The organism is Bradyrhizobium sp. P5_C12 (genome assembly GCF_054049735.1).
In genome coordinates this window covers 25537-40147 of the sequence record NZ_JBFULU010000003.1, presented here as the reverse complement: position 1 = coordinate 40147, position 14611 = coordinate 25537, and the positions used below count along the sequence as shown (strand labels likewise).

Below are 14611 nucleotides of genomic sequence, written 5' to 3'. Positions count from 1 at the left end.
AGCAAGCTACTTAGCGGTGTTTGACGACAGCAGCAATTGCGAGCGCGCATCGCGCCCGGCTTGATCAACATCAATCGGCTGCAAGGCGCACCGTGTCATTGAATGGCGCACCGCCAGAATCTCGCGAGGAGCGACCGATGCGCGCAGCGTGGAAAATCTTCGCCTTGTTCGCGCTCGTCCTTGCGGCGGCACTCGGCCTCGCCCACCTGCTCGTGCCCGACATCGTGCCGGTCGCCTTTGCCGAAGAGCCGCAGGCGGCATGGGCCGTCATGACCGCCTTCTTCCTTCGCGCGATCGAGCTGATCGCGGCCGCGGTCGCGATCATCGCGCTTGCGGTTCTCGCCGGTGGGTACCTGCGGCACGCGCTGCGTCGCTGGTCCCGCAATGCATCGTCGCGCCGCGTGTCGCAAGCGGACTGATCGACCTTGCGCCGTCACGCACTAATCCTGATAGGCAGGCACGACGATGCCGGAGGCGGCGTAGATCCTGATCTTGTTGCGCAGCGTGCGCACCGACAGGCCGAGCACGCGTGCAGCGCGCGTTCGGTTACCGTCGCAGCGGGCGAGCGTCTGAAGCACGAGCTCGCGCTCGACCTCGTCGACAGTCGCGCCGATCAGAAGCGGAACGATCTGGTTTGGAGCAAGGAATTCTGCGCCCTGCGGCGCGGCGACATGAACAGTGGTCATCAATACACCTCCCGACCAACGCCCGCTTCCATGGTTGGAAGCGGATCGAGAACAAACGACCCCCAAGCCGTAGATCCACGGTGGTCGGGTTTGGTTAATGAACGGTTAATCGCCGGCGATCGCACCAATTGACCTTGGGATTGCCGCGAAGGCGCCGCGATTGGCACGAGATGCATAGTGATGCGGACACATCTCGCGCGCCAAAACAGGTGTCATGCCCCGCGAAAGCGGGGCATCCAGTACGCTGCGGCTTCTCCGTATCTCACGACCGCCTCTGGACGACCGGAGCGTCCGCTTTCGCGGACGATGACACTGAGCAAGTAGAGGGAGAGTCGCCGCTCACACCGTGCGATATCCGCCGTCCACCATCACGATCGTTCCCGTGACGTAGGCCGACAGATCCGAGGCGAGGAAGATCGCAGGCCCGACGATGTCCTCGGGCTTGCCGGTGCGCGCCAGCGGGGTGTGATCGACGAAGGCCTGCACCAGCGCCGGATTGCTGGCGCGCACACTGGCGTTGATATTGGTCTCGATGAAGCCCGGCCCGATCGCGTTGACGCGCACGCCTTCCTTGCCGAGCTCGGCCGCAAGCGCCTTGGTGAAACCGAGCACGCCGTGCTTCGAGGTCGTATACGCCGCTGAGCTTGGCGTGCGCAGATGCACGAAGGACTGGATCGAGCCGATATTGACGATGCGGCCTTTGCTCGCGCGGAGCGGCGCGAGAAACGCCTGCGTCATGTTGAAGACGCCGTTGAGATTGAGCGAGATGATGTCGTTCCAGTCCTTCGCCACCGTCTCCGTGTCAGCGGTGAAGGCGTTGCGGCGGGTGATGCCGGCATTGTTGACGAGGATCGAGACCTGCCCGACCTTGTCGGCGACCTGCTTGGCCAGCGCAAAACAGTCGTCGCGTCTGGTGACGTCGAGCGCAAAGCTCTCGGCCTTGCCGCCGGCCTTGCGGATCTCCCCGGCGGCTTCCGCCACCGTGTCGGCGTTGACGTCGAGCAGCACCACTTGCGCGCCCTCGCGCGCGTAGCCGGCCGCAATCGCCCGGCCGATGCCGGAACCCGCGCCCGTGACGACAGCGATGTGGTCTGCGAGCAAAGCCATGACATTTCCTCCCGGATTCGTTTCTAAATTTCATGAAAGGCTAACTCGAAATTAAGGGGGCGGAAACGGCCGCCTTGGCATACTGATCCTGATTGCTAAACGTTGCGCGCATGATGGAACGGCTTGAATCCTGGAAACTGGCGCTCGAGCGCCTGCGGTCGTCCGCCGACTGGCCCGAGGCCGGCCGGCTCGTGGCCGAGATCGTGCGGATGAGCACCGATGCCACGCTGCGGCAGGCGGCCGATCAGGCGCTTCCCGTGCTGCGCCAGGCCGCCGACAACGACGATCACAACGTCACGCTGGCAGCCCAGCGCCGCCTCGGTGTGATCCTCGAGGTCATCCATGATCTGACCGCGCCGCGCTTCGGCCGCCGCAACGCCATGCCGAAGAAGCTTTCCAGCGAGGATCGCGCGCGCAGGATGCTTGGCCTGCCGCTCGCCGTGCAGCTCACCTGCGACGATATCCAGCAGGCCTATCGCCGCGCCGCCAAGGGCAAGCATCCCGACCAGGGCGGCAGCGCGCAGGCCTTCATCGACCTCGCCGCCGCGCGCGACATCCTGATCCACCCCGGCGCGCACAAGGACGCGTGAGGCTGAGCCACAGAGATCTCGTAGGGTGGGCAAAGGCGCACTGCGCCGTGCCCACCATGTCGCCGGATATCGCGATGGAAGTGGTGGGCACGCTTTCGCTTTGCCCACCCTACCTAGTCTGAGCCGAAGGCTACCTCAGCTCCTGTTCACGCAGCTCGGATAGGGCGCGGCTTCGCCGGGGACGATCGGGCAGAGGTCGATCGGGCTGAGCTCGCGCAGGCGCGCCTGCCAGCGCTCGTCGCCAACCGGCGGCATGTCGCTCTCCACGCCGCGCTCGGCCCATTGGATGGTGTAGTAGTCGGTCGTGCCCTTGAGCGTGATCAGCAGCGCGGTCTCGCTGTGCCGGGTCGGTCCGCTGTCGACCTGGCCGCAGCCTATCACGGCAACGAAGCCTTCGAAGCGGCCGAACGTCATGGCACCGAGCGACCTGGCGGCAAAGCTGTCGGGACAGGCCGATTGGAAGCCGCCCGCGATTGAGCCCGCGAACGTCTCCGGCGATGCACCGGGCGCCAGCGTCATGCCCTTCTCGCCGGTCACGGTGATCATCTGCGTCCAGCGCTCGGTCGTCTCGCCCTTCAGCACGGCTTCGCGGATGTAGTGGCCGCCCTTGGTGTTCTCGAACACCACGGCGAAGTTCGACGGCATCGCGAAGGAGACGAGCTGGCCGAAAATCGGCGAGATCACGCGGAACGATTGCGGCGCCTGCCCGCGGCCTACGGAGACGAGCGCGAGCGACACAGTGAAGATGGCGACTGTCGTGGTGAGCGTGCGCATCGATTGATCCCGCAGGGACTGGATGGAAACGCGAGCGGGCAAGGACGCTAGCATCGCATCCTTGCCCGACCCTTGTCGTCCGCCGATCGAAATCCTACCAGGTGCAGTGGCCGCCCTTCAACGCTTGGTCCTTCAGCACGAGCGCATCGAGAAAGGTCGGAACGGTCGCGCTGACGCGGGCGTAGTCGGAGGGCCACGGCGTGGTCGGAATGCTCTCGTCCCAGACCTGGCAGAAGCCGGTGTCCTGCCAGCGGATCAGGTGATAGCCGGCTTCGGCCGGGCTCGCGGCGACGAAGGCGGTGACGGCGAGACCCACGACAGCGCACAGCACGGAAATACGACGCATGATCAGCTCCTCAAATGAAAGATGTGATGCGCCTCCCGACAATGATGGGGAGGGGTGGTGCGGGACGCTTGGGGTGCGCCCCGGACAAGATGTGAGTAGGCCGCAGGCGGCGACAGGTTCAAAGCCGGCTTGGAGGAAATGCCCGAAATCCGGCCGAAAAATACGGCTGCCCCGCAAAAAATGAGGGCGGGCTGCTCGCGCAACCCGCCCTCGAATTCGATCTGCCGTGAACCGGCTCAGAGCGTGCAGCGGCGATCCGCGCGCAGCTTGATCTGGAGATCCGACGCCGCGGTGAAGGTGGGCTGCGGCTTGCTGACGACCTTGTAGGTCGAAACGCCCCACTGGAACGGCTTGTACTTCAGGTCCTCGTTCCAGACCTGGCAGATGCCGGTGTTGTCCCAGCGGATCACGTAATAGCTGGGCGCCGCGGACGCGGGCACGGCGAACACGGAGGTGGCGATGCCGGCAACGGCACAGAGGGCGAGAACGCGACGCATGAATATCTCCTGTGGGGGAAGGGTGACCCGAAAATTCGTGCGGTAAAAGCAGGTCCTTTGCAAGCCGAGGAGCGGCCGTTTCACGGATATGTCAGAGTGGGGCGGGCACTTGGTTTGGCCGCGTGCCCGGCAAGTCACACGCGCAAGCAGTGGCTCACTTCGCCAGCGAGGCCACCGCCTCGATCTCGATCAGCATCTTCGGGTCGGGCAGCGCCTGCACCACGCAGGTGGTGCGTGCGGGATAGGGCGGCGGGCCGAACGCGCCGGCATAGAGCGCATTCATCGCGGCGACGTCGGCGGCGCGGGTCAGGAGCACATTGACCTTGACGAGGTCGCGCATCGTGGCGCCGGCTTCGTCCAGCACGCGCCTGATGTTGACGACGACATTGGCGAACTGGGCCTCGAACCCGTCGGGCAGCGCGCCCTTGGCATCGAAGCCGGGAATACCGGAGATGAACAGGAGGTCGCCGACCCGCGCGGCAAAGGAGAGCGGCGGCGCCTTGACATGCGGCGGGGGCGCAAAATGCTGGATCGGCATGGGGTCCACCTCGGACGAAGGGCTGAGGCGCATGAGCGTAGCGACATGCGAGGGACTTGCAATCGGCATTCGGAGAGGGGGGGTGGAAACAAAAATGCGAAAACAACCCCATGCACAGTAGGCATCGAGCAGAAATCATTGATCTTTCTTTGAATTCGGGAAAAGCAAAACAATCCTTTGCTCCGTCGGGCAAAACAGGGGCAGAATGGCATGGTGGTGGTTGAGCGTCCTGTCGCGCCAAACTCCGCCGTCATGCCCCGGCTTGACCGGGCATCCAGTACGCCGCGGCTTCTCGGTTCAACCACCGCCGTCTCTGGAATACTGGATCGCCCGGTCAAGCCGGGCGATGACAGTTGAGTGTGTTGCTACAGACCACGACTCCCGCCCATCCCATCATGTTGCCGCCGCGATCGATCGGGTAGATTGCCTCGTCTGATTCGATTCCACCCTTGAAAAATAGCCCCCGGAGACGCCCCATGAAGATCGCATCCACCTTGCGCGCCGCGCTGGTCGCCATCGCCGCCCTTGCCGGCCTCTCGACCGCGGCGCAGGCCGACGGCGGCACGGTGACGCTGACGATCTACAAGGCGGGCTGGATCATCGGCGGTTCCGGCGGCTCGGGCGTGCTGAACTTCCGCGGCCGCTCCTATTCGCTCTCGACCGGCGGGCTCGATTACGGCCTCGTCTTCGGCGGTTCCAAGACCGTGCTGCGCGGCCGCGTCTCCAACATCAACCGTCCCTCGGACGTGGCCGGCGTCTACGGCGCCGCCGGTGCTGGCCTCGCGGTCGGCCGCGGCGCCCGTGCCATCGTGCTGACCAACCAGAAGGGCGCGGTGCTGGAGCTGACGGGCACGCAGGTCGGCCTGATGGCGAATGCGGATCTCAGCGGGCTCGCGATCACGATGCGGTAGCGCTGCGTAGGGTGGGTTAGCGCAGCGGCTGCGCGAAGCGCAGTCCGTTGGGCGTAACCCACCTTCTTGGTGTCCGCGGTGACAGAAGTGGTGGGTTACGCTGCGCTAACCCACCCTACGATCCACTCACCGCCGCATGAATCCGCTCGCAATGCGCGACGAGATTCTTCTGCGCATCGACGAAGACCTTCAGCGGCGTCGGGATCGGAAAGAAGAAAATGTTGGCGATGAAGCCGTAGATGCCGGCATCACAGCTGGTCGGCGCCGCGCCGTGGACAAAGCCCGTTGCGGGCACGATCTCGGCCAGCACCTGCAAATCGGCGAGGCCCCGCGCATAGGCTTGATCGGGCGCGTAGCGGCCGATGCCCTGGAAATGATAGCGCTGCGAATTGTAGGCCTTCGCTTGCTCGAACCCGGCCGCGTCGATCTGCGGATGCTGCGCAATGAACGCGTCGCGGAACGCCGGGTAGAAGCGCTCGTCCTTCCAGCGCGAATAGGACATCACCCAGTAGAGATCGTCGAGCATGCGCGTGACGAGGAGATTGGTTCGGCGCTGCTCCGCTGATAACGCCGCATCGATGGTCAGGCGGTATTTTGCGATCGCATGCGCGATGATCGTCTCGCTGTCGCCGATGGTCTCGCCGTCGTCGACGACATAGGGCAGCTGGCCGCGCGGCGCGGCGGAGGCATCGAAGATGTGCTCATGGACGAACGGCACGCCCGCGAGCTTCAGGAAAGCGTAGACCTTGAGGCCGTAGCCGTTGTTGTCGGCGACGCCGAACAGCTTTGGGTAGGAGTAGAGCGTCAGCATGGGCGGGCTCCTCCGTGTTGCGGAGGCCAGCATGCAGGGGCGCTGGGGCGGACGCAATGGGGACGGTGCGTAGGGTGGGTTAGCCGTTCACAAACGCAGTCCGTCAACACGTGACGGCGCAAGGCGTAACCCACCACGCCACGGCGGCAGTCGATGTTGTGAGAGAGAAGCGGTGGGTTACGCCGCGCGGACTGCGCTTCGCGCAGCCGCGGGGCTAACCCACCCTACGAACGTGATGCGGCGGTGAACACCGCCAATTGCGCCTCGAACGCGCGCCTGAACGCCGGCCGCGCTTCGCCGCGGGCGACATAGGCGGCGATATCAGGATATTCGTTCAACAGGCCCGATGCGTTCAACCGGCGCAGCACCGTCACCATCATGAGGTCGCCGGCGCTGAACGCGCCGTCGAGCCACTCGGCACCGCCCAGCCGACGGGACAATTCGCCGAGCCTGATACGGACGCGATCCTGCAGCATAGGCAGGCGCGCCGCGTACCAGCTCTTGTCGCGCTCGAACAGCATGGCCATTCCGAGCTCGACGATCGGGGGCTCCAGCGTGTTGAGCGCGGCAAACATCCATGTGATCGCGCGGCACCTCGCATTCGCCTCGTCAGGCAGCAGCCCGGCATGGCGCTCCGCGATGTGGAGCACGATCGCGCCGGACTCGAACAAGGCGAGGTCGCCGTCCTCATAGGTCGGAATCTGCCCGAACGGATGCAGCGCAAGATGCGCGGGCTGCTTCATCGCGCCGAACGACACCAGGCGGACGTCGTAAGGCTGGCCCACCTCCTCGAGCGCCCAGCGCACCCGCATGTCGCGCGCCTGTCCCCTGCCGCGGTCAGGCGAGTTTTCGAAGGCTGTGATGGTGGGGATCATCGGGAGGCTCCGGGTGGTGCGTGGTGCCGGCGCGACGGGCATCCGGTTTTCGCGCTTTGTACCCGGAGGACGAACCACCGGCAGAGATTCCGACAAGCTCTCGCGTTTTTCTGGGCGCTGGGTAGAGCGCACCGTGCTGCCAAACCCCCGCTGTCGTCCCGGCGAAGGCCGGGACCCATAACCCCAGGGAGTGGTTTGGCGAAGACTGGTGGTCCGGTACGACTTTCATCGCCACCGACAGACCTCGCGGTATGGGTCCCGGCCTACGCCGGGACGACAACTGAGTGCGGGGCCCCCTACGAACCGATCCACTTCGCAAGCTCGCGCCACGGCTCCAACGTCCAATGCCCGGACGCCGCGCCAGACGGCGAGGGGAGCACGAATATCTCCGGCAGGCTTCCATCCCGCGGCTGCCGCCCCAGCGCAATCACGCTCGACGGCCTGCCGTAAAACAAGCTCGCAGCCTTCTTGCTCGTGAACGCAATAGTCCGCGGCCGATACTTCTCGATCTTGGCCCTGAACCCCGGCACGTCGATCGTCTCAGCCGCGATCTGGTGATCCATCCCGGCACCGGACTTCGAGAGATCGGTGAAGCCGATCCCGAGATCGAGCAGCGCGGCAAACTCGCCCGGCTGATAGCGCCGCGGCGTGATCCCGGCCTCATGGATCGCGCGCCAGAAGCGATTGCCGGGATGGGCGTAGTAGTGCCCGACCTCGGCCGAGCGCGTAGAGGCGGCGGTGCCGACGAAGACCAGGCGGAGGTCGGGGCGGAGCTGGTCGGGGAGGCGGTGGAGGGAGGTGTCGGGCAAGTCAATTATCCGCGGCTGTAGCCCGCATGAGCGGAGCGATATGCGGGACGACAAAGACCCCGGATGTCGCTACGCTCATCCGGGCTACGCTTGCTGTTGTAGGGTGAGCCAAGGTGACTAAGAACTGCCCATCAGGTTCGTCGGGGTGAAGATGCAAGACCAGTTCGAGTGGCCCGAGCCCGAGCACGAAGCCGACAAGGTCATTTTGCGTAACGTCCGCAACCATGGCTGCCATATCGTAGGAATACCCGATGCCAATCCGCCGTTTGCATTTTCAATCGGCCTGTTTCTGAACTATGGCCACCCCGAACTCGTCATCTTCGGCCAAAGCGGCGAAAACGCGCAAGCCATCATCAACCTTATCCGCGATCGCGTCGCGGCAGGGCATAAATTCGTCGATGGCGATATCTCCGACGAGATGCTGGAGAACGGCTACAAGCTCGGCTTCTGGCAGGTGCCATTCGGGGTCTACCCTGAGTATCTCGGCACAGCGATCTGGTTCTACCGGAAATCGCGGCGCGCATTCCCCTGCCTCCAGGTCATCTGGCAGGACGTCAATCGGCGTTTCCCCTGGGAAGCGGAATGCTCGTCCGCTGTCAAAGAGGATCAGCCGTTGTTGAAGAAGACGGTTTCTTGAAGCGAAGTTTCGCAAAAAAAAGCCGGGCTATCTGCCCGGCCTTTCATTTTCGGATGGATGCCCGGGTCAAGCCCGGGCATGACGAGGCGGGTGCCCTCACAACACCCGGTTACTCTCCTTCACCTTCTCCGCATCCAGATAAACGCTCGACCCCATCTCCTTGAACTTCGCGCTCATCTGCTTCATGCCGTCCTCGGCGGTGCCGCTCAGCGACATGCCGATCGAGTTCGGGTCGTTCAGCGTCGCCGCATAGTCCCGCACGTCCTGCGTGATCTTCATCGAGCAGAATTTCGGGCCGCACATCGAGCAGAAATGCGCGACCTTGTGGGCTTCCTTCGGCAGGGTTTCGTCGTGGAAGTTCTTGGCGGTGTCGGGGTCGAGGCCGAGGTTGAACTGGTCGCTCCAGCGGAAGTCGAAACGGGCGCGGGAGAGCGCGTCGTCGCGGAGCTGGGCGGCCGGGTGGCCCTTGGCGAGATCGCTGGCGTGGGCGGCGATCTTGTAGGTGATGACGCCGACCTTGACGTCGTTGCGGTCGGGCAGGCCGAGATGCTCCTTCGGCGTGACGTAGCAGAGCATGGCGCAGCCGAACCAACCGATCATGGCCGCGCCAATGCCTGACGTGATGTGGTCGTAGCCGGGCGCRATGTCGGTGGTCAGGGGCCCGAGCGTGTAGAACGGCGCTTCGCCGCACTCCTTGAGCTGCTTGTCCATGTTGATCTTGATCTTGTGCATCGGCACGTGGCCGGGGCCTTCGATCATGACCTGGCAACCCTTGTCCCACGCGATTTTTGTGAGCTCGCCGAGCGTCTCCAGCTCTGCGAACTGCGCGCGGTCGTTGGCGTCGGCGATCGATCCCGGGCGCAGGCCGTCGCCGAGCGAGAACGAGACGTCATACTTGCGCATGAGGTCGCAGATCTCGTCGAAATGGGTGTAAAGAAAACTCTCCTTGTGATGCGCCAGGCACCACTTCGCCATGATCGAGCCGCCGCGCGAGACGATGCCGGTGACGCGGTTGGCGGTGAGGTGGATGTATTGCAGGCGCACACCGGCGTGGATGGTGAAATAGTCGACGCCCTGCTCGCACTGCTCGATCAGCGTGTCCTTGTAGAGCTCCCAGGTCAGCTGCACCGGATCGCCGTTGCACTTCTCCAGCGCCTGGTAGATCGGCACGGTGCCGATCGGCACCGGCGCGTTGCGCAAAATCCATTCGCGGGTGGTGTGGATGTTGCGGCCCGTCGAGAGGTCCATCACGGTGTCGGCGCCCCAGCGGATCGCCCACACCATCTTCTCGACCTCTTCCTCGACCGACGAGGTCACCGCCGAGTTGCCGATATTGGCGTTGATCTTGGTGAGGAAGTTGCGGCCGATGATCATCGGCTCCAACTCTGAGTGGTTGATGTTGCAGGGAATGATGGCGCGGCCGCGCGCGATCTCAGCTCGGACGAACTCCGGGGTGATGAAGGCGGGCACGGAGGCGCCAAAACTCTCGCCGTCGGCAAGGGCTGCCTCCGCGCGCTCAAGCTGCTCCTTGCGGCCGAGATTCTCGCGCGCGGCGACGTAGATCATCTCCTTGGTGATGATGCCGGCCCGGGCGAATTCGAGCTGGGTGATCTTGTGGCCGTCGAGGCCGCGCAGCGGCTGGTGATAGGCCGAGAAGGCGCGCGCGGCCTTGTCGGCGGAGACGCTGCCATTGTCTTCCGGCTTGATCTGGCGGCCTTCATATTGCTCGACGCCGCCGCGCTCCAGCACCCAGGCCTTGCGGTTGCGCGGCAGGCCGGCGTTGACGTCGATGGTGACGCTGGGATCGGTGTAGGGGCCGGAGGTGTCGTAGACCGGCAGGTTCGGCTCGCCGGCACCTTCGGAGAGGATGATCTCGCGCAAGGGCACGCGCAGGTCGGGCGCGGCATCGGGCGATGCGAAGATCTTTCGCGAGGACGGCAGCGGGCCGGTGGTGACGGCGGGGACGGTCTTGTCGGGGTTGGAGCGGATGTTCATGGGATCCTCCGGTTAATTCTGGTGTGCGTGCGTTTGAGCGACGGCGGTGAAATCTTGCTCCGTCATTGCGAGGAGCCCTTGCGACGAAGCAATCCAGACTGTCTCTGCGGAGAGACTCTGGATTGCTTCGCTGCGCTCGCAATGACGAGTGGAGAGAGGGCGCATCACGCCGCCTCCGCGGACAGGCCGAGCCATTGCCGCACCCGCGCATCCGGGTCGGCATTCTGCGTGACGTCGCTGACGACGGCGATGGAATCCGCGCCGGCGGCAAAGATCTCCGCGGCGTGCTCGAACTTGATGCCGCCGATCGCGACCAGCGGGATGGAGCCGATGCGCTTCTTCCATTCCGTGATCTTTGCAATGCCCTGCGGCTCGAAGCGCATCGACTTCAGCGTGGTGAAGAAGATCGGGCCGAGCGCGACGTAGTCGGGCTTGGCGGCGAGCGCGGTCGCGAGCTCGGCGTCGTCATGGGTGGAGACGCCAAGCGACAGGCCGGCCTCGCGGATGGATTTCAGGTCGGCGTCGGCCAGATCCTCCTGGCCGAGATGCAGATATCTTGCGCCGGCGACGATCGCCGCGCGCCAATAGTCGTTGACGACCAGCTTGGCCTGCGTGCCGTTCGTGATCGCCAGCGCGTCGGTGACGATCTGCAAGGCCTGCGCGTCGTCGAGATCCTTCGCGCGCAATTGAATCGTGCCGACGCCGAGCTTGGTCAGGCGTTCGACCCAATTGAGGCTGTCGACGACGGGATAGAAGCGATCAGGATACGGCATGCCAGAACGGTGTCCCAACGACAGGGGTGGAGGGGGAGGCGAAATCGCGGGCGTTCATCAGCCCGGCTTCGTAAGCGGTGCGGCCGGCATCACAGCCGAGGCGGAAGGCGCTTGCCATCGCGACGGGATCGGCGGCTTTGGCGATCGCGGTGTTGAGCAGCACGGCGTCATAGCCGAGCTCGAGCGCTGCGGCCGCATGGCTCGGCGCGCCGATGCCGGCGTCGACCACCAGCGTGATGTCCGGCAGCCGCTCGCGCAACAGTTTTAGCGCGTCGCGGTTGGTGATGCCTTTGGCGCTGCCGATGGGCGCGGCCCACGGCATCACCACCTTGCAGCCGGCATCGACCAGGCGGTTGGCGACCGAGAGATCCTCGGTGCAATAGGGGAACACCTCAAAACCGTCCTTGATCAGGATGGTGGCGGCCTCGACCAGGCCGACCACGTCGGGCTGCAGCGTGTCGTTGTCGGCGATCACTTCCAGCTTGATCCAGGACGTGCCGAACAATTCGCGCGCGAGCTTTGCGGTCGTCACCGCCTCGCGCACGCTGCGGCAGCCGGCGGTGTTCGGCAGCACGGTGACGTCGAGCTCGCGGATCAGATTCCAGAACGCGTCCCCAGTCTTGCCGCCGGCGGCCTCGCGCCGCAGCGAGACCGTGACGATGTTCGAGCCGGAGGCGCGGATCGCCGCCTGCATGATTGCGGGCGAGGGATAGAGCGCGCTGCCGATCAGCAGGCGGGAGGCGAAGGTCTTGCCGTAGAAGGTCACCATGGCGAGGGTGTCTCCTCAGAGATAGCCGTCGTCCCGGCGAAGGCCGGGACCCATACCGCGTGATGTGGCTTGAGGCAGGGTGGCAGAGACCTTCCGTCCCAATGAAGCGCGGTGGTTATGGGTCCCGGCCTTCGCCGGGACGACGAATGGAGAGAGCTTGCCATCACCTCACCCTCCCTGCCGCGGCGTGATGATCTCGATCTCGTCGCCAGCCTTGAGGCTGGTCTCGGCCCAGCGGCTCTTCGGCACCACGTCGTAGTTCAGCGCGATCGCGAAATGGGTGCCTTCGTAGTCGAGCTCGCTGAGCAGCGCGTCCACGCTGACCGAGTTCACCTCGCGTTGCTCGCCATTGACGATCACGCGCATTGCATCACCTCGTTGTCGATCTGGCCGCGCTCGACAAAGGCAAGCGTCAACTCGGCGAGCGCCGGCGCGATCAGGAAGCCGTGGCGGTAGAGCCCGTTGACCGCGATGTTGCGGCCCTGCACCGCGATGCGCGGCAGATTGTCGGGGAAGGCGGGGCGAAGGCCGGAGCCGAACTCGACGATGCGCGCTTCGCCGAAGGCCGGATGCACGGCATAGGCTGCGCCCAAAAGCTCCAGCGCCGAGCGGACGCTGACGCCGGTGTCCTCGGCCTCGATCGAGGTGGCGCCGAGCATGAACAGGCCTTGCTCGCGCGGGATCACGTAGAGCGGCCAGCGCGGATGGATCAGCCGCACCGGGCGCGCCAGCTCCACCTCGCTGCTCTCGATCAGGATCATCTCGCCCTTGACGCCGCGCAGGGCCGGTTGCTGGTCGCGCGCGGAAAGGCCGCGGCAGTCGATCACGAGGCCGTCGAGATCGGCGGCGCTGACGTCGCTTTCGAACTTGATGGTGCCGCCGGCAGCAAGGATGCGCTCATGCAGCTTCGGCAGCACGCGGCGCGGCTCGACATGGCCCTCGGCCGGGAAGAACAGCGCGTCGCGGAAGCGGCCCTCCAGCGACGGCTCGATCTCGGCGAGGCCGGCGGCATCGAGCCGGCGATGGCCCTCGGTCATCCGGGCAAAGCGCTCAAAGTCGTTGCGCTCGCGCGGATGGGCGACGACGAGGGAACCGTTGAACGGGGTGTCCGGCAGCTCGCGGCGCCAGATGTCGAGCGAGCGCAGGCCGAGGCGGCTGATGATTGGTTCGGAAACCTCCGCCTCGCAATAAGGCGCCAGCATGCCGCCGGCCCAATGGCTGGTGGCGTCGGTCATTGCGGCGTCACCACGCTCGTGTAGCGTCACGGCGTGGCCGGCCTGCGCGAAGAGCAGCGCCTGCCAGGCTCCCGCAATGCCTGCGCCGATGATGGATACCGGGGAATCCGGTCGCTTGGTGGTCTGCAACATCCCTGTCCCTTCGCCGGCATGACCCGGATCAGGTTCAAAGGGTCACCGCGGTCCTGGGCGGTCTTGCCCATTTAGCGRTATCTCAGCTCCTCCTCGGAGCACCCCTCGGAACGGCTCTAATGTAGGCCAGTGACGGCTGGTGTCAACGCATGTTCCCGGGAACCTGCGCCCGGGCGTTGCGGACGCGCTGGGCGAGCTTCCGGTGCGGGGCTGTGCCGAACACCGGCTGCGGATTGCCGTTCGGCTCCAACCACGTCTCGTTGCTGGCCTGCTGCACCATTTCCTGACGCTGGCGCTTTGCAACGTAGTAATAGCCGCCCGCGAAATAACGCACGGCTCGGGCGTGGTCGCCATTGGCGGCGCGATAGGCGCCGGCGAGATATTTCACGGCATAGGTGAGGTTGGTATTGGGGTCGCGCAGGCCCGCGGCATCGCCGGTGTAGCCGACCCCGCGGGCGGTCGCGAGCTTGATCTGCATCAGCCCGATGGTGCCGCCATGGCCGATCAGCTGCGGCTGGTAGCGGCTCTCGCGCATGATGACGCGGTGGACCAGCGCCTCCGGCACGCCGTTGGCGCGCGCATGGGCGGCGACCATCTCGGCATAGTCCGCTTCGCCGGCGAATGCAGTCTGCGGCGACATCAGTCCGGCCGCGATGAACGCGGCAACGCGTAAAATTTTCATCAGATATCCCTGAGTGACCTGCGCCCGGCTGCCGTTAGGACTCCGGAACGCGGCGATGATGTGACCAAACGCCGCCGCTCGCGATTTTGCGGCGCCGAGCCGCTGTTACGACGCAAAGCTGTCGTAGGCTTCCTTCAGGCGGATAAGCAACCACGCGACAGCAAACCTGTCTATTCGCGCGCAGACGCGAAAGCGAGTATGTAAGCGCGGCAAATCGGGAGAGGTGCCATGACAAAAACAAACGTGGCGAAGGCACACATCGGCGACATCCCCAGACAAAATCCCTGTGCGCAATGCGGCACGCCGATCCCAAAACCCGATTGGATCGAGGCGGGCGAGGGACGCATCTCCTATCTCTGGACATGCCGGGCCTGCAACTATCGCTTCGAGGCGGTGGCGATCTTTGATCAATCCGCAGTCGAGCACCCGCCGCTCGCGGCCTGA

20 protein-coding genes and 1 riboswitch are annotated in these 14611 nt (G+C 65.0%); of the genes, 5 read left to right on the top strand and 15 right to left on the bottom strand.

The window, feature by feature from the left end; all coding sequences use genetic code 11:
• Window positions 1-137 precede the first annotated feature (137 nt).
• A complete protein-coding gene (locus tag ACXJMY_RS03190) occupies window positions 138-419 on the top strand; it encodes a hypothetical protein (RefSeq protein ID WP_456617878.1) in 282 nt (93 codons plus the stop codon).
• 21 nt (window positions 420-440) lie between these two features.
• On the opposite strand, the gene ACXJMY_RS03185 is transcribed toward ACXJMY_RS03190, so the two are convergent.
• Both ACXJMY_RS03185 and ACXJMY_RS03180 read right to left on the bottom strand, forming a co-directional pair.
• Complete coding sequence (locus ACXJMY_RS03185) at window positions 441-686, bottom strand: helix-turn-helix domain-containing protein (RefSeq protein WP_456617877.1); 246 nt, start codon at window positions 684-686, stop codon at window positions 441-443.
• 339 nt (window positions 687-1025) lie between these two features.
• Window positions 1026-1793, bottom strand: coding sequence for an SDR family NAD(P)-dependent oxidoreductase (locus ACXJMY_RS03180; RefSeq protein ID WP_456617876.1), 768 nt, complete (start codon window positions 1791-1793; stop codon window positions 1026-1028).
• 110 nt (window positions 1794-1903) lie between these two features.
• Here ACXJMY_RS03180 and ACXJMY_RS03175 point away from each other — a divergent pair, with 110 nt between their 5' ends.
• The gene (locus ACXJMY_RS03175) at window positions 1904-2383 is read left to right on the top strand and encodes a J domain-containing protein (RefSeq protein WP_456617875.1); all 480 of its coding nucleotides are present in this window, start codon (window positions 1904-1906) and stop codon (window positions 2381-2383) included.
• Window positions 2384-2518: 135 nt separating this feature from the next.
• On the opposite strand, the gene ACXJMY_RS03170 is transcribed toward ACXJMY_RS03175, so the two are convergent.
• The 4 genes from ACXJMY_RS03170 to ACXJMY_RS03155 all read right to left on the bottom strand — a co-directional run bounded on the left by ACXJMY_RS03170 (window position 2519) and on the right by ACXJMY_RS03155 (window position 4538).
• Window positions 2519-3157 carry a hypothetical protein gene (locus ACXJMY_RS03170; RefSeq protein WP_456617874.1) on the bottom strand — a complete coding sequence of 213 codons (639 nt, stop codon included), beginning with the start codon at window positions 3155-3157 and terminating at the stop codon, window positions 2519-2521.
• A 94-nt stretch (window positions 3158-3251) separates the two neighbouring features.
• Complete coding sequence (locus ACXJMY_RS03165) at window positions 3252-3503, bottom strand: hypothetical protein (protein WP_456617873.1); 252 nt, start codon at window positions 3501-3503, stop codon at window positions 3252-3254.
• A gap of 236 nt (window positions 3504-3739) precedes the next feature.
• Window positions 3740-4000, bottom strand: a complete 261-nt coding sequence (locus ACXJMY_RS03160) for a hypothetical protein (protein WP_456617872.1) — start codon at window positions 3998-4000, stop codon at window positions 3740-3742.
• A 154-nt stretch (window positions 4001-4154) separates the two neighbouring features.
• Complete coding sequence (locus ACXJMY_RS03155) at window positions 4155-4538, bottom strand: RidA family protein (RefSeq protein ID WP_456617871.1); 384 nt, start codon at window positions 4536-4538, stop codon at window positions 4155-4157.
• Window positions 4539-5014: 476 nt separating this feature from the next.
• On the opposite strand from ACXJMY_RS03155, the gene ACXJMY_RS03150 reads away from it, so the two are divergent.
• Window positions 5015-5449: a hypothetical protein gene (locus tag ACXJMY_RS03150; RefSeq protein ID WP_456617870.1), complete on the top strand. Its 435-nt coding sequence runs from the start codon at window positions 5015-5017 to the stop codon at window positions 5447-5449.
• A 115-nt stretch (window positions 5450-5564) separates the two neighbouring features.
• On the opposite strand, the gene ACXJMY_RS03145 is transcribed toward ACXJMY_RS03150, so the two are convergent.
• The 3 genes from ACXJMY_RS03145 to ACXJMY_RS03135 form a co-directional block, all read right to left on the bottom strand.
• The gene (locus ACXJMY_RS03145; RefSeq protein WP_456617869.1) at window positions 5565-6260 is read right to left on the bottom strand and encodes a glutathione S-transferase family protein; all 696 of its coding nucleotides are present in this window, start codon (window positions 6258-6260) and stop codon (window positions 5565-5567) included.
• Between the two features lie 224 nt (window positions 6261-6484).
• Complete coding sequence (locus tag ACXJMY_RS03140; RefSeq protein ID WP_456617868.1) at window positions 6485-7135, bottom strand: glutathione S-transferase family protein; 651 nt, start codon at window positions 7133-7135, stop codon at window positions 6485-6487.
• A 296-nt stretch (window positions 7136-7431) separates the two neighbouring features.
• On the bottom strand, window positions 7432-7944 hold the full coding sequence (locus tag ACXJMY_RS03135) for a mismatch-specific DNA-glycosylase (RefSeq protein ID WP_456617867.1): 513 nt from the start codon (window positions 7942-7944) through the stop codon (window positions 7432-7434).
• A gap of 151 nt (window positions 7945-8095) precedes the next feature.
• Between ACXJMY_RS03135 and ACXJMY_RS03130 the strand changes: the two genes are divergently transcribed.
• Window positions 8096-8581, top strand: a complete 486-nt coding sequence (locus tag ACXJMY_RS03130; RefSeq protein ID WP_456618092.1) for a DUF4262 domain-containing protein — start codon at window positions 8096-8098, stop codon at window positions 8579-8581.
• A 96-nt stretch (window positions 8582-8677) separates the two neighbouring features.
• Here ACXJMY_RS03130 and thiC read toward each other — a convergent pair whose 3' ends face one another.
• The 6 genes from thiC to ACXJMY_RS03100 all read right to left on the bottom strand — a co-directional run bounded on the left by thiC (window position 8678) and on the right by ACXJMY_RS03100 (window position 14167).
• Complete coding sequence (gene thiC / locus ACXJMY_RS03125; protein ID WP_456617866.1) at window positions 8678-10576, bottom strand: phosphomethylpyrimidine synthase ThiC; 1899 nt, start codon at window positions 10574-10576, stop codon at window positions 8678-8680.
• Window positions 10577-10740: 164 nt separating this feature from the next.
• Complete coding sequence (locus ACXJMY_RS03120) at window positions 10741-11349, bottom strand: thiamine phosphate synthase (protein WP_456617865.1); 609 nt, start codon at window positions 11347-11349, stop codon at window positions 10741-10743.
• Window positions 11336-12118 carry a thiazole synthase gene (locus ACXJMY_RS03115; protein ID WP_456617864.1) on the bottom strand — a complete coding sequence of 261 codons (783 nt, stop codon included), beginning with the start codon at window positions 12116-12118 and terminating at the stop codon, window positions 11336-11338. Before ACXJMY_RS03115 ends, ACXJMY_RS03120 begins: the two co-directional genes overlap by 14 nt.
• 168 nt (window positions 12119-12286) lie before the next feature.
• Complete coding sequence (gene thiS / locus ACXJMY_RS03110; protein ID WP_456617863.1) at window positions 12287-12484, bottom strand: sulfur carrier protein ThiS; 198 nt, start codon at window positions 12482-12484, stop codon at window positions 12287-12289.
• Complete coding sequence (locus tag ACXJMY_RS03105) at window positions 12475-13485, bottom strand: FAD-dependent oxidoreductase (protein WP_456617862.1); 1011 nt, start codon at window positions 13483-13485, stop codon at window positions 12475-12477. The genes thiS and ACXJMY_RS03105 overlap by 10 nt, the downstream gene beginning before the upstream one ends.
• A riboswitch (TPP riboswitch) is annotated at window positions 13473-13601 on the bottom strand. It overlaps the preceding gene by 13 nt.
• Before the next feature lie 26 nt (window positions 13602-13627).
• Window positions 13628-14167 (bottom strand): transglycosylase SLT domain-containing protein, encoded by a 540-nt coding sequence (locus tag ACXJMY_RS03100; RefSeq protein WP_456617861.1) that lies wholly within the window; start codon window positions 14165-14167, stop codon window positions 13628-13630.
• 228 nt (window positions 14168-14395) lie between these two features.
• Here ACXJMY_RS03100 and ACXJMY_RS03095 point away from each other — a divergent pair, with 228 nt between their 5' ends.
• Window positions 14396-14611 carry a hypothetical protein gene (locus ACXJMY_RS03095; protein ID WP_456617860.1) on the top strand — a complete coding sequence of 72 codons (216 nt, stop codon included), beginning with the start codon at window positions 14396-14398 and terminating at the stop codon, window positions 14609-14611.